Origin of the sequence: Pseudomonas sp. MPB26, assembly GCF_046605355.1 — a bacterium.
Taxonomy (GTDB): Bacteria; Pseudomonadota; Gammaproteobacteria; order Pseudomonadales; family Pseudomonadaceae; genus Aquipseudomonas; species Aquipseudomonas cedrina.
Map to the genome: position 1 here is coordinate 2,785,856 of NZ_CP176793.1, position 16,889 is coordinate 2,802,744.

Consider the following 16,889-nt stretch of genomic DNA (forward strand, 5'->3'; position numbering starts at 1 on the left):
GCGATAGCAGACGGTCTGCCAACCGGTGTGTGGCTGATACACCGCTATCGCAGGCAAGCCAGCTCCCACAAGGGGATTGGTGGTGTTGGGCCAGCTTATCGCCGGGTCAGCAACACCCCGGATTCCATATGGTGCGTCCACGGGAACTGGTCAAACATCGCGCATTGGGTAATACGATGGGTGTCGTGCAACTGCGCAATGTTCGCCGCCAACGTCTCCGGGTTGCAGGAGATGTACAGAATGTTGTCGAAGCGTCGGGTCAGTTCGCAGGTGTCTGGGTCCATTCCGGCGCGCGGCGGGTCGACGAACACGCTGCCGAATTCGTAGCTTTTCAGGTCGATGCCGTGCAAGCGGCGGAACGGGCGCACTTCATTGAGGGCTTCGGTGAGTTCCTCAGCAGAGAGGCGCACGAGGGTGACGTTATGCACCGCGTTTTCATCAAGGTTGCTCAACGCGGCATTCACTGAGGTCTTGCTGATCTCGGTGGCCAGCACTTTGCGCACGCGGGTCGCCAGCGGCAGGGTGAAGTTACCGTTGCCGCAGTACAGCTCAAGCAGATCGTCCGGGCGATCACCCAAGGCTTCGTATGCCCAGTTGAGCATCTTCTGGTTCACGGTGCCGTTGGGCTGGGTGAACGCGCCTTCAGGTTGGCGATAGCTGAAAGTACGGCCGCCCACTTCAAGTTTTTCCACCACGTAGTCCTGGCCGATCACATCGCGCTTACCCTTGGAGCGGCCGATGATGCTCACGTTCAGGTCCGTTGCCAGCTTGTTCGCGGCGCTATGCCAATGCTCGTCCAGCGGGCGGTGATAGCACAGGGTGATCATCGCGTCGCCGGCCAGGGTGGTCAGGAACTCCACCTGGAACAACTTGTGGCTCAGGGCGGCGCTGGCTTGCCAGGCGGCCCTGAGTTGCGGCATCAGTTGGTTGATGCGTTGGTTGGCAATCGGGAAGTCTTCGATCAGGATCGGCGTGCGCTTGTCGTCCTGCGAGAACATCGCATAGTGGCGCTCGCCGTCCTCGCGCCACAGGCGGAACTCCGCCCGCAGGCGGAAGTGCTGCAGCGGTGAGTCGAATACCTGCGGCTCTGGGGCGTCGAACGGCGTCAACAGATCACCCAAGCGCGTGACCTTGTCCTGCAGTTGAGCGGTGTAGCGTGTGGCGTCAAAAGTCATGCGTTGAACCAGCCCAGCTTGATCACAAACAGAATCGACAGAATCACCAGTGCCGGGTTCAGCTCACGGTAGCGGCCCGAAAGCAGCTTGATGGCGGTCCAGGCGATGAAACCGAAGGCGATGCCGTTGGCGATGGAGTAAGTGAAGGGCATCGCCAGGGCGGTGATCACCACCGGCGCTGCCACAGTAATGTCGTCCCAGTCGATTTCGGCCAGGCCCTGGGTCATCAGCACCGCTACAAACAGCAGCGCGGGTGCCGTGGCGTAGGCCGGCACGCTGGCTGCCAGTGGCGAGAAGAACAACGCCAGCAGGAACAGGATCGCGACCACGATGGCGGTCAAACCGGTACGGCCACCGGCGCTCACGCCCGCGGCGGATTCGATGTAGCTGGTGGTGGTCGACGTGCCCAACAGGGAACCGGCCATGGCGGCGGTACTGTCGGCGATCAGCGCACGGCCCATTTTCGGCATATGGCCGTCCTTGCCCATCAGGCCGGCACGCTTGGCCACGCCGATCAGGGTGCCGGAATTATCGAACAAGTCCACGAACAGGAAGGCGAAGATCACGCTGACCAGGCCGATATCCAGCGCACCCTTGATATCCAGTTGCAGAAAGGTTGGCGCCAGGGACGGTGGTACCGAGGTCACGCCGATGAATGGGGTAAAGCCCAATACGATGGAGGCGATGGTCACCGCCAGGATGCCGATCAGCACCGCGCCGCGCACGGCCAGGGCTTCCAGCGCGACGATCAGCACGAAACCCAGAGTGGCCAGGATCGGCGCCGGTTGTTTCAGATCGCCAAGGCCCACCATGGTGGCGGGATTGCTCACCACGATGCCGGCGTTATGCAGCGCGATCAGCGCCAGGAACAGGCCGATACCCGCGGCAATCGCCGAGCGCAGGGGCAGCGGAATGGCGTTGATGATCCATTCGCGGATGCGAAAAATCGACAACAGGAAGAACAGCACCGCCGAGATGAACACCGCGCCCAGCGCCACCTGCCAGGTGTGGCCCATGTGCAGGACCACGGTGTAGGTAAAGAAGGCATTGAGGCCCATGCCCGGCGCCAGGGCGATCGGGTAGTTGGCGATCAGGCCCATCACGGTCGAACCGATGGCGGCCGCCAGGCAGGTCGCGACGAACACCGCGCCCTTGTCCATGCCGGTCTCGCCGAGGATGCTCGGGTTCACGAACAGGATGTAGGCCATGGCCAGGAATGTCGTGATGCCCGCGAGGATCTCGGTGCGCACGTTGGTGTTGTGTGCCTTGAGTTGAAACAGCTTTTCCAGCATGCCTGCTCCCTGTGACGCTTGGTTGCGCCGTGATTTGTTGACCTCTAAGTCAAAGCACAAACTGCGCCAAGCGCCTGTGGTTTCAGAGAGGATCGGAAAAAGCGGCGCATCATACCAGCAGCCGAGGCCTTGAGGCATACTGCGCCGACGTTTAAACGAAGGTCATCCGCCCCATGAAAAAAGCCAACCTGTGGAGTCTAGCCCTGATCCCTTGTCTGAGCCTGTGCCTCGGCGCAGCACCGGCGTGGGGCGCCACTGCACCGCCCTTGAGCGAGGTGCGTGTGTTCAAGGTTGAGTCGGCGGGTTGCACCGAAACCATCCCTGAACGCGTGAACACCACGCAGATGTGCACGCACCGCGGAGCCACCAAGGTCTCCGTGATGGAAGTCGGCCTGGGCAATAATCCGGTTGGCCTCTTCAATGGTGCCGTGCTCGATGGCCAGCGAACCGCTGTATGCCAAGTCGGCAGCATCAGCCAGGCCTGCAGCGGGGCGGGTGCGCTGATGGGCTATATCTACGTGTTTGATCTGAATGTGCAGGCGCAAGGCTGGTTCGAATACAGCAACACCTCGATCAACCCACCGCGCAACACCCTCAAGACGCTGCTCGATATCCGCTGATCAATCCGCTTGAACGCTCAAAACCCCAGGAAGTCGTACCCCTGAGACGGCGACTTCCCAGAACGCCGCGGATGTACACCAACCCGTGAGGTGTTTATGAGCGCGACCCCCAATGGCGCGGCGGATCAACCGTTCGTCAGCCACTCCATACGCCTGAGCCTCAACGGCCAGGATCGCCAGCTGGATGTGCTGCCCTGGACCACCCTGCTCGACCTTTTGCGCGAACAGCTAGACCTGGTGGGCAGCAAGAAAGGCTGCGACCACGGCCAATGCGGTGCCTGCACGGTGTTGCGCGATGGCAAACGGATCAATGCCTGCCTGACCCTGGCCGTGATGTGCGACGGCGCCGAGCTGACCACCATCGAAGGCCTGGCCACCGGTGACCAACTGCACCCGATGCAGCAGGCCTTCATCAAGCACGACGCCTTCCAATGCGGTTATTGCACCCCCGGCCAGATCTGCTCGGCCGTCGGCCTGGTCAACGAAGGCCGCGCCCATGACAGCGCGCAAATCCAGGAACTGATGAGCGGCAACCTGTGCCGCTGCGGGGCCTACAACAATATTCGCGATGCCGTGCAGGAAGTCTTGGGAGGTGAGCAGTGAATCCCTTCCATTACAGCAAGCCGGTCGATGTGCAGGAGGCCGTGCACCTGAGCAGTGGCGCTTCACGTTTTATCGCCGGAGGCACCAACCTGCTGGACCTGATGAAAGAAAACATCAGCCGCCCCGAGCATCTGATCGATATCACCGGGTTGCCGTTAAACCACATTCAGGAGACGGCCGAGGGCGGCGTGCTGATCGGCGCGCTGGTGAGCAACGCCGATCTGGCCTGGCATCCGCTGATCGAACAGCGTTACCCACTGCTGTCCCAGGCGATCCTCGCGGGCGCCTCGCCGCAACTGCGCAACATGGCCAGTACCGGCGGCAACCTGTTGCAACGCACACGGTGCTACTACTTCTATGACACCAGCGTGCCCTGCAACAAGCGTGAGCCCGGCAGTGGTTGCCCGGCGCGCACCGGCTTGAACCGCATCCACGCGATTCTCGGCGCCAGTGAACAGTGCGTCGCGACCCATCCTTCAGACATGTGCGTCGCCCTGGCAGCGCTGGCAGCGCGGGTGCATGTCGAAGGTCGTGGCGGCGCGCGGGTCATCGAGTTCGCCGACTTCCACCGTTTGCCCGGTGATGCCCCGCAGCGCGACAACCAATTGGCCGATGACGAGTTGATCACCGCCATCGAACTGCCCGCCGACAACCTGGCGAGCCATAGCAATTATCTGAAGATCCGCGACCGCGCCTCCTATGCGTTCGCCCTGGTGTCCGTGGCCGCGGCGCTCGAGCTGGACGGCGACACCATCATCGACGCGCGCCTGGCGTTGGGCGGCGTGGCTCATAAACCCTGGCGTGACCGCGCGGTGGAAGCCTCGTTGATCGGCCAGGAGGTCAGCCGCGATACCTTCAGCCAGGCCGCCGACGCGCTGCTGCAGGACGCTGAGCCGCTGGTGCACAACGGCTTCAAGATCAAGCTGGCACGCCGGGGGATTATTCGTGCCCTGAGTGACGCCGCTGTCGCAGGAGAACGCCCATGACCGCTATCGGAAAACCCCTGGACCGTGTCGACGGTCTGCTCAAGGTCACCGGCCAGGCGCGTTATGCCGGTGAATTTCCTGAACAAGGCTTGCTCCACGGCAGCGTCGTGTCGAGCAGCATTGCCAAGGGCCGCGTGATTAAGATCGATGCGTCCAGAGCCTTGGTGTTGCCGGGCGTGGTGGAGGTCATCCACCACCTTAACCGGCCTAAAATCGCGAGCTACGACGATGCCTTTCAGGACGCGGATGCGGCCGACGGTTCGCCGTTTCGCCCGCTCTACAACGACCGCGTGCTGTACAGCGGCCAGCCCCTGGCCCTGGTGATCGCCGACAACCTTGAGCTGGCGCGACATGCCGGTTCCCTGGTGGAGATCGAGTACGCAACCGAGGCGTTCGAAACCGACCTGGCGGCAGTGCAGGAACAGGCCCACCCCTCACCGCAAACCCCGCCCGGGCCGCGCGGCAACTTCCAGGCCGAATGGGCCGGCGCCGCCATCAGCCTCGACCTGCACTACAGCACGCCGGTCGAACACCACAACCCCATGGAGCCCCACGCCAGCACCGTGCTGTACCAGGCGGACGGCACCCTGCATATCCATGACAAGACCCAGGGCCCGCAGAACTGCCAGGCCTATGTGCAGAAAGTGTTCGGTCTGGATAAAAGCCAGGTACGCATTTTTGCCGCGTTCGTCGGCGGCGCCTTTGGCTCCGGCCTGCGTCCGCAATATCAATTGCCCCTGGCGGTGATGGCCTCCCTGGCGCTTAAACGTTCGGTGCGGGTCACGCTGACGCGCCAGCAGATGTTCACCTTCGGCTATCGCCCGCGCACTTTGCAGCGCTTGCAAATGGGCGCCGCCGCCAACGGGCGTCTGCTGGCATTGGGGCATACTGCTATCGGCCAGACGTCGCGCTTCGAGGACTTCAGTGAGCATGTGGTGGAATGGAGCGGCATGCTCTACCACTGCGACAATGTGCAGCTGACGTATAAGCTGGCGCCACTGGACGTGTTCACGCCGTTGGACATGCGCGCGCCGGGTGCAGCCCTTGGGGTGATCGGCCTGGAATGCGCCATGGACGAACTGGCCTGTGCCTTGGCCATCGACCCGGTGCAACTGCGCTTGATCAATTACGCCGAGCGCAACCAGAACGAAGACAAGCCCTGGTCGAGCAAGGCCCTGCGCGAGTGTTACAGCGAAGGTGCTGAGCGTTTCGGCTGGAGCCAGCGCAACCCGGAACCGCGCAGCATGCGCGATGGCCGCCAGTTGATCGGCTGGGGCATGGCCGGCGGCGTGTGGGAGGCCATGCAGATGAAGGCCAGCGCCAAGGCGCGGATCGACGTGCATGGCAAGCTCACTGTCAGCAGCGCCACCACCGATATCGGTACCGGCACTTACACGGTGATGACCCAGATCGCGGCGCAGGCCAGCGGCGTATCGGTCGACGATGTGACATTTGTGCTGGGTGATTCCTCCTTGCCCACAGCGCCGCTGCAGGGCGGCTCGTTTACCGTGTCCTCCGTCGGCACGGCCGTGCAGCAAGCCTGTGAAGCCTTGGCCGCCAAGCTGCTGGAAATCGCCCGCCAGACGTACCCGGTGTTCAAGGATGCCGAGTCCGTGCGCTTCGAAGAGGGCCATCTCCACGCCGGCGACGTGAGTGTGTCGCTGGCGCAGTTGGTCAAGGACAGCGGCCAAGACGCAATGGAGGTGCAAGTCGACAGTGAGCCGGACAAGAAGCGTGAAGGCTACGCCACGGCGACCCATTCGGCAGTGTTTGTCGAGGTGCGCGTGGATGAGGACCTGGGCACCATCAAGGTCAGTCGCGTGGTCAGCGCCATCGCCGCCGGGCGGGTGGTCAACCCAAAGATGGCCCGTAGCCAGATCCTCGGCGGGGTGGTGTGGGGTGTCGGCATGGCCCTGCACGAAGAGACCCAGATCGACCATCACTTGGGGCGCTACATGAACCATAGCCTTGCGGAGTACCACATCCCGGTAAACGCCGATATCGGCGAGATTGATGTGGTGTTTGTCGAAGAACACGACGAGATCGTCAACGCCCTGGGGTCCAAGGGGGTTGGGGAAATCGGCATTGTCGGCGTAGCGGCGGCGGTGGCGAATGCGATTTATCACGCCACCGGCAAACGGGTGCGGGAGTTTCCGATTACCTTGGATAAGGTGCTCTAGCCCCGATCCTCAACCCACCGAAGATCCAAAAATGTGGGAGCGGCGGTGCGACGATTCGACTTGCTCGCGAAAGCGGTGGGTCAGTCACCTGATGGGCTGGCTGATCCACCGCTTTCGCGAGCAAGTCGAATCGTTGCACCGCCGCTCCCACATTTACTGTATTCCAACAATAAGATGGCGGCGGGCCTAAACCTTGGGCTCTTCCACCGGCACATGCATCCGATCCCGATTGGCCAGGGTCGGAAACAACTTGATCCACACCCCGGTCACCACCAGCGTACCGATCCCGCCCATGACCACGGCGGGCACGGTGCCGAACCAGTGGGCGGTAATTCCGGACTCAAACTCGCCCAACTGATTGGACGCGCCGATAAACAAGCCGTTGACCGCACTGACGCGCCCGCGCATTTCATCCGGCGTTTCGAGCTGCACGAACGACGCACGGATCACCATGCTGATCATGTCGGCTGCGCCCAGCACCACCAGCACCGCCAGGGAAAACCAGAACGAAGTGGACAGCCCGAAGGCGATGGTCGCCACGCCGAACACGCCGACGGCGGTGAACATCACGCGGCCGACGTGGCGGTCGACAGAGAACCGCGCCAACCACAAGGACATCAGCAACGCACCCACCGCCGGTGCCGAACGCAGCAGGCCCAGGCCCCAGGCGCCGGTCAGCAGGATGTCCTTGGCGAACACCGGCAGCAAGGCGGTGGCGCCGCCCAGCAGCACCGCGAACAAGTCGAGGGAGATGGCGCCGAGGATGTCCGGGCGGCTGCGGATGAAGCGGATGCCGGCCAACAACGAATCCATGGTCGCCTTGGCTTTATTCAGCGGTGTCTGGCGCGCGGGCAGGTTCAGGGTCAGTGCGCAGGCAATGAGGTACAGCACCACCGTGGGGCCATACACCCACACGCTGCCAAACGCATAGAGCAAACCGCCGAGGGCTGGGGCGACAATGGTTGCCAGTTGCTGGGCCGACTGCGACGAAGCCACTGCCCGCGGGAACAGCGCGCTGGGCACGATGCTCGGGAGCATCGCCTGGGTGGTGGGCATTTCGAACGAGCGCGCGGCCCCCAGCAGGAAGGCGAGGATAAAAATCATCTCGCGGGTCACGTTGCCGGTCAGGCCGCCGATGGCCAATGACAGGGCAATCAACGCCTGCACGGTCTGGCAGATGGCGGCGACCTTGCGTCGCTCATAGCGGTCGGCCACATGCCCGGTGTGCAGCATGAACAACACGCGCGGTACGAATTCCACCAACCCGACCAATCCCAGGTCCAGCACATTGCCGGTCAGTTGGTAGAGGTTCCAGCCGATGGCCACGGTGAGCATCTGGAAGCCGCTGGCGGTAAAGATGCGCGCCAGCCAGAACGCGATGAAAGGGCGGTGGTGACGCAACAACAACGCGGGTTCACTGGGCATTGGGAGTTCAGGTCAGGGCCGGAGGAAGCGCCGAGATTATCATTAAGTTGTAACAGATAGTTGCGCCAACTGAGCTGAGACAGTCTGTCACGCGGCAAAAGACCACGCCGCCCTTCATCGAAAATGGGACTACTCTTTCAGCAATGCTTGATCCAGATCAATGTCCGCACGTTGGTCTGGCAGCCGCAGGGCCTGCACGGCAGGTTAAAAAAAGAAACGAATTGAAATTCGCCAGACTCCATATCCGTGGGGGGGCAGTGGGTGCAGGCTTGCGCCCGCAACCGCTATCACCTGACAGAGGAAGACTTATGTTCGGTTTGGAGGCGCTAGATCTCGCCCGAATCCAATTTGCGTTCACCATCTCTTTCCACATCCTGTTCCCGGCGATCACCATCGGCCTGGCCAGTTACCTCGCGGTGCTGGAAGGCTTGTGGCTCAAGACCAAAAACGACACCTACCGCGACCTTTATCATTTCTGGTCGAAAATCTTTGCCGTCAACTTCGGCATGGGTGTGGTGTCCGGCCTGGTCATGGCCTACCAGTTCGGCACCAACTGGAGCCGCTTCTCGGACTTTGCCGGCGCCGTCACCGGGCCGCTGCTGATGTACGAAGTGCTCACGGCGTTCTTCCTCGAGGCGGGCTTTCTGGGCGTGATGCTGTTCGGCTGGAATAAGGTGGGGCGCAACCTGCACTTCTTCTCCACGGTCATGGTGGCCGTGGGTACCTTGATTTCCACATTCTGGATCCTGTCGTCCAACAGCTGGATGCAGACGCCCCAGGGCTTTGAAATCGTCGACGGCCGCGTGATTCCCACCGACTGGTTTGCCATTGTCTTCAACCCGTCGTTCCCCTATCGCCTGGCGCACATGGCCACGGCCGCTTTTGTGGCCACCGCGTTCTTCGTCGGCTCCTCGGCGGCCTGGCACCTGTTGCGTGGCAAGGACAACCCGGCGATCCGCAAAATGCTCTCCATGGCCATGTGGATGGCCCTGATCGTGGCGCCTATCCAGGCGGTGATCGGTGACTTCCATGGTCTCAATACCCTGGAACACCAGCCGGCGAAAATCGCTGCGATCGAGGGCCACTGGGAAAACAAGGGCAACGAGCCGACGCCGCTGATCCTGTTTGGCTGGCCGGACATGAAGGCTGAAAAAACCAAATACGCGGTGGAAATCCCTTACCTGGGCAGCTTGATCCTCACCCACTCTCTGGACAAGCAGGTGCCGGCGCTCAAGGAGTTTCCACCCGAGGACCGCCCCAACTCGACTGTGGTGTTCTGGTCGTTCCGGGTCATGGTCGGCCTGGGGTTCCTGATGATCTTCACCGGTCTGTTCAGCCTCTGGCTGCGCCGGGGCGGCAAGATGTACACCTCCAGGCCGTTCCTGTACCTGGCGTTGTGGATGGGCCCGTCGGGCCTGATCGCGATCCTTGCGGGTTGGTTCACCACCGAGATCGGCCGCCAGCCGTGGGTGGTCTATGGCTTGATGCGCACGGCGGATGCTTCATCCGGGCATAGCCTGGCCCAGATGACTATCACCCTGGTGCTGTTCGTGGTGGTGTACTTCGCGCTGTTCGGGGCGGGCCTTGGCTACATGATGCGCTTGGTGCGCAAAGGCCCGGTCACCCATGACGTTACTGAGCCAACCCATGGCGGGCCCGGCCAGAAACGCACACCGGCGCGTCCGTTGTCGGCTGCCGATGATGGCACCGAGAATGATGTTCCATCCGACCATCACGACGACATCCAGCATAAGGGGCATTGAGATGGGTATTGATCTTCCGCTGATCTGGGCCGTGATCATCATCTTCGGCATCATGATGTACGTGATCATGGACGGCTTCGACCTGGGCATCGGCATTCTTTTTCCGTTCGTTCCGGGCAAGACCGACCGCGACGTGATGATGAACACCGTAGCGCCCGTGTGGGACGGCAATGAAACCTGGCTGGTACTGGGCGGCGCGGGGTTGTTCGGCGCCTTCCCGCTGGCCTATTCGGTGGTGCTGTCGGCGCTGTACCTGCCGCTGATCCTGATGCTGATCGGCCTGATCTTTCGCGGCGTGGCCTTCGAGTTTCGCTTCAAGGCCAAGGACGACAAGCGGCACCTGTGGGACAAGGCGTTTATCGGCGGCTCGATTGCCGCCACCTTCTTCCAGGGCGTGGCGCTGGGCGCATTCATTGATGGCTTCAAGGTGGTCGACCGCCAGTTCGCCGGCGGCTCGCTGGACTGGGCCACGCCGTTCACGATGTTCTGCGGCGTGGCACTGATCGTGGCCTATGCGCTGCTTGGCTGCACCTGGCTGATCATGAAGACCGAGGGGCCGCTGCAGGAAAAGATGCACAACCTGGCGCGGCCGCTGGCGCTTGTGGTGTTGGCGGTGATCGGCATCGTCAGCCTGTGGACGCCGCTGACGCATCCGGAAATCGCCTCGCGCTGGTTCACCCTGCCGAACCTGTTTTGGTTCCTGCCGGTGCCGATCCTGGTGCTGGTGACCCTGTACGGGCTGTTCCGCGCCGTGGCACGGCATGCGCATTACACGCCGTTCCTGCTGACGCTGGTGCTGATCTTCCTGGGCTACAGCGGGCTGGGGATCAGCCTGTGGCCCAACATCATCCCGCCGTCGGTGTCGATCTGGGACGCCGCCGCGCCGCCGCAAAGCCAGGGCTTCATGCTGGTGGGCACGTTATTCATCATCCCGCTCATCCTGGGTTACACCTTCTGGAGCTACTACGTGTTCCGCGGCAAGGTCACCCACGAAGACGGTTATCACTAGGAGGGTATTTCCATGTCCGGCAAACCTTCGTTGCACGAGATTGAACAGGCCGAGAAACGGCCGTTGTGGCGGCGCCTGGGGTGGCTGGCGCTGATCTGGACCGGCAGCGTGCTGGCTCTGTTCGTGGTGGCCAGCCTGATGCGCATGTTCATGAACGCGGCCGGCCTGACCACGCACTGACTTCCCATCCCGTTGCCTTGCGGCACGGTTTTTGGCCTTGTCTCTCTTAGGAGTGGCAGGGCCTTTTTTATTTGCGCGCCTTGAGAATCACGAATTTTGGCGTGGTGGCGACGTGTTCGACACCACGGAACAAGCGCGCCAGCTTGGTGTGATAACCCAAATGCCGGTTGCCTACGATATACAGCGCACCGCCCACTACCAGCGCTTCCCGCGCCTGCTGGAACATGCGCCAGGCGAGGAAATCACCGACCACTTGCTGCTGGTGAAACGGCGGGTTGCACAGCACCACCTCCAGAGAATCGGCGGCTTGGCCCGCCAGGCCGTCGGCGGCGCGCACGACGACGTCGCGTTCACCGAGCGCGGCTTGCCAATTGGCGGCTGCCGATTGCACGGCCATATACGATTCGTCCACCAAGGTGTATTGCGCGTCAGGGTTTTGCAGCGCACTGGCGATGGCCAGTACGCCGTTGCCGCAACCCAGGTCGGCCACACGCGCGTTGCCGAGGTTTTGCGGCAGGTGCGGCAGGAACGCGCGGGTGCCGATGTCGAGGTTTTCGCGGCAGAACACGTTGGCGTGGTTCAGCAACTCGATGGCCGGTGCGTCCAGCGTGTAGCGGGTGGGGTAAGGCGAGACGGCAACCGGGCGGTCTTGCACCGTGGCGATCAGCAAGCGTGCTTTTTTGACCGCCAGCGACGCCTGCATCGGCCCGATATAGCGCTCCAGCAACTCGCCTGCCGCCCTTGGCAAGTGCTTGATCATCGCCCCGGCGATGACCTGGGCACCCGGCGCCAAGTGCCCTTGCAGGCGGATCAATTGCTCTTCAAGCAGCGCCAGGGTTTTCGGCACGCGAATCAGCACGCAATCGAAAGGCCCGGCGGCTGTCTGGCTGGCCGGAATGAACGGCACAGCGTCAAAGCCCTTGCCGTTGCGTATCAGGTTTTTCTCCAGGCCCTGGGCCGCCAGGAATGAGTCGCCACTGGAGGTGACCTGCAAATGGCCCTCTAGGCTGGCCGCCAGCGCGCCGAAGCTGTCGTTGAGCACCAGCACGCGGGTCGCGGCAGATGGCTGTTGTTCGGCCAGATGATTGAGCAGGTACTCGTCAGCGGCATCGAACGCTTGCAGCGGATCGTTGTGTTGCTCTGGCTGGCGGATCAGATCGAGCTGGGCGAAGGGGCTTTCAAGCAGGGGCATGGCGGGGGAGGCTCTGGGTAAACGATGAGTGTTCGGCAGTGGCCGGCCGAACCGTCTGAGTGAACTGCGTGCTGCACCGATGGGGCTGCTCAACACTCAGATTTGGCCATAAATGTTACGTTTTTTTCAGTGGGATTACATGCGGTGTTTCTATTGGCCGGTTAAATAATGCCATCTTGCGCGGCGCGCAGCACGGCGGCGATCTTGTTATTGACTTTCAGTTTTACCAGACAACTGCGAACATGAAAGCCCACGGTTCGTTCGGACAAGCAAAGGATAGCGGCGATTTCCGCCGCAGTTTTTCCCTTGCCTGACCACATGAGGATTTCCGTTTCCCTTGGGGTCAGTTTAATGACAGGGTGGGCGCTGGGTTTGTCGGCATACTGCTTCGCCAGTTCCTCATGCATATCATTGCAGATCCATAGCATCAGGCCCGCTTTTTCGTAGAGTTCTTCCGGCGTAACCGCGCCTTTGCCGCGGCTGAGAGTCAAAATGCTGCATATGCCCCGGAAATCATGCACCGGCAAGGTCACTGCGTTGTGCACACCCAAGGTTTGCGCCAATTCCCAAAGGCCTGGTACGTTCGCGAATGTTTTTTTTGCCATACAAGGGGTAATACGTTTTCCTTGCAATACTTCATGACGGGATCTACTAAGGAGAACTGTGCCAGGGAATACGTTCTTCTCCATTCAGCTGAATAGTTACTATATTCAATTGGAGGAGAGTGCTCTTTGTTGGAACTCATCTTAAAGGAACAATACTGGAAACCAAGTTCATAGGTTTTATTTATCATCCCGTCAAAAGCTTTGGCGGCTCCGCCCTCGTCCTTGTGTTTGAAGAGGGTACTTTGCGTGTTTTTCCAGTGGATCATTGATAACTCTCCATCCCATGCCGTTTTCCGTGCTTGAGGTATTTCCTGAATGCCAAACGCTGCACGGAAATGAGTGTAGGACAAGGGCTATATTTCACGAGGAAAATTTCGTTATTGCACCGCTGAATTTTAGAATTTTTTCTGCAAGGCTATCCGCAGAGGTTCCTCAGCGGGCCTTTGGAAATCACGGCTTATTAATAGGTTGAGGCACGTTGTAACGATCAATTAACACCTTCTTTATAAAGTTTCTGGAAAGGCTAATAGCGAATTGATTAGCGGTGAAATTATATAGCCACTACTGCTGTTGGCGGGATGCCACTACTCGCCGTAGGTGTTTCCACGGGCCACTTTGAGAGACACTAGGCCACCTGTTGAACGGAGGCCCCCATGACGGCCAGTGCTGAGAAATTTACCCGCCAGACCTTGCTCGATGTGCAATCGCTGACCCCCAGCCTGTTTACCCTGCGCACCACCCGCGATCCGGGGTTTCGTTTCACGGCTGGCCAATTCGTGCGCCTGGGGGTGACCAAGGCGGATGGCAGCACCGTATGGCGTGCTTACTCGCTGGTGTCCTCGCCGTTTGATGAGCATCTGGATTTCTTCTCCATCGTCGTCCCGGGCGGTGAGTTCACCAGTGAACTCAGCCGCCTGCGGGTGGGCGATACGCTGCTGGTGGAACGCCAGGCCACAGGCTTCCTGACCTTGAGTCGTTTCGTGGACGGCCGCGATTTGTGGATGCTGGGCACCGGCACCGGGGTCGCGCCGTTCCTGTCGATTTTGCAGGACTTCGAAGTCTGGGAAAAATTTGAGCGCATCATCCTGGTATACAGCGCACGCGAAGCCAGGGAGCTGGCCTATCAGGCACTGATTAAGGAACTGGGTGAGCGCGAGTACCTGGCCGAATACGCGCACAAGCTCATCTACGTTCCCATCGTCACCCGTGAACAACATCCAGGCGCGCTGAATGGGCGCATCACCACCCTGATCGAAAATGGCGAACTGGAAAGCGCGGCCGGCGTGGAGTTGACCCCGGAACATTCCCGCGTACTGATTTGCGGCAACCCGCAGATGGTCGATGACACGCGGCAGTTGCTCAAGCGGCGTGATATGAACCTGAGCTTGAGCCGCCGTCCTGGTCAAGTGGCGGTCGAAAACTACTGGTAATAAAAAAGGCGCCTCGAACAGGCGCCTTTTGTCCAAGCCGGCGTTTACTGCAGCGGCTTGTCATGCTGTGCCTTGAGCAGATCGCGGATCTCGCCCAGCAACACTTCTTCCTTGGTCGGCACCGGTGGCAGCTTTGGCGCAACGGCCTCTTCGCGCTTCAGGCGGTTGATGACTTTTACGCCCATGAAGATCGCGAACGCGACGATCAGGAAGTCCACCACGCTCTGGATGAATTTTCCGTAGGCCAGGATTACCGCAGGTGCGTCGCCCTGTGCCGCCTTGAGTGTCACGGCCAGGTCACCGAAGTCCACGCCGCCGATCAACAGGCCGAGTGGCGGCATCACCACGTCGCCTACAAAGGATGAAACAATTTTGCCGAAGGCGGCGCCGATGATGATACCGACGGCCATGTCGACCACATTACCTTTGACCGCGAAGGCCTTGAACTCACTGATCACGCCCATAGGTTATTCCTTGTTACAGATGAGAAGGGTGGGGCTAAGTGTAAGTCAGTCGTACCGGGCTTGCCCGACACAACTGTTAACACTGTTAGTTTCAATCGACACATTAAATCGCAAATAGTTTGCAAAGTGCCACCAATCGCGCGCGAAATACTCGCCAAATCATGGGTTTACCAGATTATTTTATTAATCGAGGTGGTACGGCTTTTCTATTTATATTCTGACTCGCGGGTCACTAGCCTCTGGCAAGCACAACTGAATGTGCATTAAAAAAACCAGAGGAAACCTCGATGAAAAATCCAAAGAGCCGCGGGCCTGTTGCAGCGCGATCCGTGCTGATACTGGTGACCGCCAGCCTGCTTTCCCTCTCTGTGCAAGCCGCCAACCTGACGCGCGATAACGGCGCCGCCGTGGGCGACAACCAGAACTCGCAAACTGCCGGCGCCAATGGCCCGGTATTGCTGCAGGACGTGCAACTGATCCAGAAGTTGCAACGCTTTGACCGCGAACGCATCCCTGAGCGCGTGGTTCACGCCCGTGGCACCGGGGCCCACGGCACCTTCACGGTCACGGACAGCCTCAGCGACCTGACCAAGGCAAAAGTGTTCGCCGCCGGCGAAGCCACGCCGGTGTTCGTGCGCTTTTCCGCCGTGGTCCACGGCAACCATTCCCCGGAAACCCTGCGTGACCCGCGCGGTTTCGCCACCAAGTTCTACACCGCCGATGGCAACTGGGACCTGGTCGGCAATAACTTCCCGACGTTCTTTATCCGCGATGCCATCAAGTTCCCGGACATGGTCCACGCGTTCAAGCCAGATCCGCGTACCAATCTGGACGACGATTCCCGTCGCTTCGACTTCTTCTCTCACGTACCCGAATCCACTCGCACCCTGACCGAGCTGTACTCCGACTCCGGCACCCCGGCCAGCTACCGGGAAATGGACGGCAACGGTGTGCATGCCTACAAGCTGATCAACGCCAAGGGTGAAGTGCACTACGTCAAATTCCATTGGAAGAGCCTGCAAGGCATCAAGAACCTGGATCCCAAGCAGGTCACCGACGTGCAGGGTCGTGACTACAGCCACATGACCAACGACCTGGTCACCCATATCAACAAGGGCGACTTCCCCAAGTGGGACCTGTATGTGCAGGTGCTCAAGCCGGAGGACCTGGCCAAGTTCGATTTCGACCCGCTGGACGCCACCAAGATCTGGCCGGGTGTGCCCGAGCGTAAAGTCGGGCAAATGGTGCTGAACCGCAACCCGGCCAACGTCTTCCAGGAGACCGAGCAAGTGGCCATGGCCCCGGCCAACCTGGTGCCAGGTATCGAGCCGTCGGAAGACCGCCTGCTGCAAGGCCGAGTGTTCTCCTACGCCGACACCCAGATGTACCGCCTGGGCGCCAATGCCCTGCAACTGCCGATCAATGCGCCACGGGTGACCGTCAACAACGGTAACCAGGACGGCGCGCTGAACGTCGGCAAGACCACCTCGGGCGTTAACTACCAGCCAAGCCGCCTGGAGCCGCGCGAAGAACCGCAGACCGCGCGCTATAGCCAGTCGGCCCTGTCGGGCAGTACCCAGCAGGCGAAGATCCAGCGTGAGCAGAACTTCAAGCAGGCTGGGGATTTGTATCGTTCCTACAGCCAGAAAGAGCGTCAGGACCTGATCGACAACTTCGGCGGCTCCTTGGCGACCACCGACGAGGAGAGCAAGCACATCATCCTATCCTTCCTCTACAAGGCCGACCCGGAGTACGGCACCGGCGTGGCCAAGGTCGCCAAGGGCGACCTGGCTCGCGTGAAAGCGCTGGCTGACAAACTGAGCGATTAACCGCTACCCGCTGTAGGAGCGAGCTTGCTCGCGAAAAACGTCAACGATAACGCGTGCATCCTGGATTCATGCGCTGCCTTTGAGTGCTTCGCGAGCAAGCTCGCTCCTACAAGGAAGCTTCCTCGAGGATCTTGAT

At 60.7% G+C, this 16,889-nt stretch carries 16 protein-coding genes; 9 read left to right on the plus strand and 7 right to left on the minus strand.

What is annotated here, in order from left to right:
- Positions 1-95: 95 nt before the first annotated feature.
- Complete coding sequence (trmA, locus tag ACLH0H_RS12895) at positions 96-1,175, minus strand: tRNA (uridine(54)-C5)-methyltransferase TrmA (protein WP_411382246.1); 1,080 nt, start codon at positions 1,173-1,175, stop codon at positions 96-98.
- The gene (locus ACLH0H_RS12900; RefSeq protein WP_076952715.1) at positions 1,172-2,467 is read right to left on the minus strand and encodes an NCS2 family permease; all 1,296 of its coding nucleotides are present in this window, start codon (positions 2,465-2,467) and stop codon (positions 1,172-1,174) included. The genes trmA and ACLH0H_RS12900 overlap by 4 nt, the downstream gene beginning before the upstream one ends.
- Positions 2,468-2,640: 173 nt before the next feature.
- Between ACLH0H_RS12900 and ACLH0H_RS12905 the strand changes: the two genes are divergently transcribed.
- The 4 genes from ACLH0H_RS12905 (at position 2,641) to ACLH0H_RS12920 (ending at position 6,856) form a co-directional block, all read left to right on the plus strand.
- On the plus strand, positions 2,641-3,087 hold the full coding sequence (locus tag ACLH0H_RS12905; RefSeq protein WP_411382247.1) for a DUF4879 domain-containing protein: 447 nt from the start codon (positions 2,641-2,643) through the stop codon (positions 3,085-3,087).
- A 96-nt stretch (positions 3,088-3,183) separates the two neighbouring features.
- Entirely contained in the window at positions 3,184-3,690 is a 507-nt protein-coding gene (locus tag ACLH0H_RS12910; protein ID WP_238340239.1) for a (2Fe-2S)-binding protein, read from the plus strand.
- On the plus strand, positions 3,687-4,676 hold the full coding sequence (locus tag ACLH0H_RS12915) for an FAD binding domain-containing protein (RefSeq protein ID WP_411382248.1): 990 nt from the start codon (positions 3,687-3,689) through the stop codon (positions 4,674-4,676). Before ACLH0H_RS12910 ends, ACLH0H_RS12915 begins: the two co-directional genes overlap by 4 nt.
- On the plus strand, positions 4,673-6,856 hold the full coding sequence (locus tag ACLH0H_RS12920; protein WP_411382249.1) for a xanthine dehydrogenase family protein molybdopterin-binding subunit: 2,184 nt from the start codon (positions 4,673-4,675) through the stop codon (positions 6,854-6,856). Before ACLH0H_RS12915 ends, ACLH0H_RS12920 begins: the two co-directional genes overlap by 4 nt.
- A gap of 186 nt (positions 6,857-7,042) precedes the next feature.
- On the opposite strand, the gene ACLH0H_RS12925 is transcribed toward ACLH0H_RS12920, so the two are convergent.
- Entirely contained in the window at positions 7,043-8,281 is a 1,239-nt protein-coding gene (locus tag ACLH0H_RS12925; protein ID WP_411382250.1) for an MFS transporter, read from the minus strand.
- 308 nt (positions 8,282-8,589) lie between these two features.
- Here ACLH0H_RS12925 and ACLH0H_RS12930 point away from each other — a divergent pair, with 308 nt between their 5' ends.
- From ACLH0H_RS12930 to ACLH0H_RS12940, 3 genes are read left to right on the plus strand one after another with little or no spacing between them, the layout of a single operon-like run.
- Positions 8,590-10,044, plus strand: a complete 1,455-nt coding sequence (locus ACLH0H_RS12930; protein WP_411382251.1) for a cytochrome ubiquinol oxidase subunit I — start codon at positions 8,590-8,592, stop codon at positions 10,042-10,044.
- Between the two features lies 1 nt (position 10,045).
- Positions 10,046-11,053: a cytochrome d ubiquinol oxidase subunit II gene (cydB, locus tag ACLH0H_RS12935; RefSeq protein ID WP_411382252.1), complete on the plus strand. Its 1,008-nt coding sequence runs from the start codon at positions 10,046-10,048 to the stop codon at positions 11,051-11,053.
- A 12-nt stretch (positions 11,054-11,065) separates the two neighbouring features.
- Positions 11,066-11,233: a DUF2474 domain-containing protein gene (locus tag ACLH0H_RS12940; RefSeq protein WP_411382253.1), complete on the plus strand. Its 168-nt coding sequence runs from the start codon at positions 11,066-11,068 to the stop codon at positions 11,231-11,233.
- 67 nt (positions 11,234-11,300) lie between these two features.
- Here the strand turns inward: ACLH0H_RS12940 and ACLH0H_RS12945 are convergent, their stop codons facing one another.
- The 3 genes from ACLH0H_RS12945 to ACLH0H_RS12955 all read right to left on the minus strand — a co-directional run bounded on the left by ACLH0H_RS12945 (position 11,301) and on the right by ACLH0H_RS12955 (position 13,296).
- Positions 11,301-12,425 carry a methyltransferase gene (locus ACLH0H_RS12945; protein WP_411382254.1) on the minus strand — a complete coding sequence of 375 codons (1,125 nt, stop codon included), beginning with the start codon at positions 12,423-12,425 and terminating at the stop codon, positions 11,301-11,303.
- 161 nt (positions 12,426-12,586) lie between these two features.
- Positions 12,587-13,030, minus strand: coding sequence for a LuxR C-terminal-related transcriptional regulator (locus ACLH0H_RS12950; protein ID WP_411382255.1), 444 nt, complete (start codon positions 13,028-13,030; stop codon positions 12,587-12,589).
- Positions 12,955-13,296: an autoinducer binding domain-containing protein gene (locus ACLH0H_RS12955; RefSeq protein ID WP_411382256.1), complete on the minus strand. Its 342-nt coding sequence runs from the start codon at positions 13,294-13,296 to the stop codon at positions 12,955-12,957. Before ACLH0H_RS12955 ends, ACLH0H_RS12950 begins: the two co-directional genes overlap by 76 nt.
- A gap of 387 nt (positions 13,297-13,683) precedes the next feature.
- Between ACLH0H_RS12955 and ACLH0H_RS12960 the strand changes: the two genes are divergently transcribed.
- Entirely contained in the window at positions 13,684-14,460 is a 777-nt protein-coding gene (locus ACLH0H_RS12960) for a ferredoxin--NADP reductase (protein ID WP_411382257.1), read from the plus strand.
- 44 nt (positions 14,461-14,504) lie between these two features.
- Here ACLH0H_RS12960 and mscL read toward each other — a convergent pair whose 3' ends face one another.
- Positions 14,505-14,924, minus strand: a complete 420-nt coding sequence (mscL, locus tag ACLH0H_RS12965) for a large-conductance mechanosensitive channel protein MscL (RefSeq protein ID WP_169377537.1) — start codon at positions 14,922-14,924, stop codon at positions 14,505-14,507.
- A gap of 287 nt (positions 14,925-15,211) precedes the next feature.
- On the opposite strand from mscL, the gene katB reads away from it, so the two are divergent.
- Positions 15,212-16,753 carry a catalase KatB gene (gene katB / locus ACLH0H_RS12970; protein WP_411382258.1) on the plus strand — a complete coding sequence of 514 codons (1,542 nt, stop codon included), beginning with the start codon at positions 15,212-15,214 and terminating at the stop codon, positions 16,751-16,753.
- Positions 16,754-16,889 lie beyond the last annotated feature (136 nt).

Bases quoted from the DNA above. Each gene is read 5' to 3' on its own strand.
- trmA (WP_411382246.1), bottom strand. From the start codon at position 1,175: ATGACTTTTGACGCCACACGCTACACCGCTCAACTGCAGGACAAGGTC.
- ACLH0H_RS12900 (WP_076952715.1), bottom strand. From the start codon at position 2,467: ATGCTGGAAAAGCTGTTTCAACTCAAGGCACACAACACCAACGTGCGC.
- ACLH0H_RS12905 (WP_411382247.1), top strand. From the start codon at position 2,641: ATGAAAAAAGCCAACCTGTGGAGTCTAGCCCTGATCCCTTGTCTGAGC.
- ACLH0H_RS12910 (WP_238340239.1), top strand. From the start codon at position 3,184: ATGAGCGCGACCCCCAATGGCGCGGCGGATCAACCGTTCGTCAGCCAC.
- ACLH0H_RS12920 (WP_411382249.1), top strand. From the start codon at position 4,673: ATGACCGCTATCGGAAAACCCCTGGACCGTGTCGACGGTCTGCTCAAG.
- ACLH0H_RS12925 (WP_411382250.1), bottom strand. From the start codon at position 8,281: ATGCCCAGTGAACCCGCGTTGTTGTTGCGTCACCACCGCCCTTTCATC.
- ACLH0H_RS12930 (WP_411382251.1), top strand. From the start codon at position 8,590: ATGTTCGGTTTGGAGGCGCTAGATCTCGCCCGAATCCAATTTGCGTTC.
- cydB (WP_411382252.1), top strand. From the start codon at position 10,046: ATGGGTATTGATCTTCCGCTGATCTGGGCCGTGATCATCATCTTCGGC.
- ACLH0H_RS12940 (WP_411382253.1), top strand. From the start codon at position 11,066: ATGTCCGGCAAACCTTCGTTGCACGAGATTGAACAGGCCGAGAAACGG.
- ACLH0H_RS12945 (WP_411382254.1), bottom strand. From the start codon at position 12,425: ATGCCCCTGCTTGAAAGCCCCTTCGCCCAGCTCGATCTGATCCGCCAG.
- ACLH0H_RS12950 (WP_411382255.1), bottom strand. From the start codon at position 13,030: ATGGCAAAAAAAACATTCGCGAACGTACCAGGCCTTTGGGAATTGGCG.
- ACLH0H_RS12955 (WP_411382256.1), bottom strand. From the start codon at position 13,296: ATGATCCACTGGAAAAACACGCAAAGTACCCTCTTCAAACACAAGGAC.
- ACLH0H_RS12960 (WP_411382257.1), top strand. From the start codon at position 13,684: ATGACGGCCAGTGCTGAGAAATTTACCCGCCAGACCTTGCTCGATGTG.
- mscL (WP_169377537.1), bottom strand. From the start codon at position 14,924: ATGGGCGTGATCAGTGAGTTCAAGGCCTTCGCGGTCAAAGGTAATGTG.
- katB (WP_411382258.1), top strand. From the start codon at position 15,212: ATGAAAAATCCAAAGAGCCGCGGGCCTGTTGCAGCGCGATCCGTGCTG.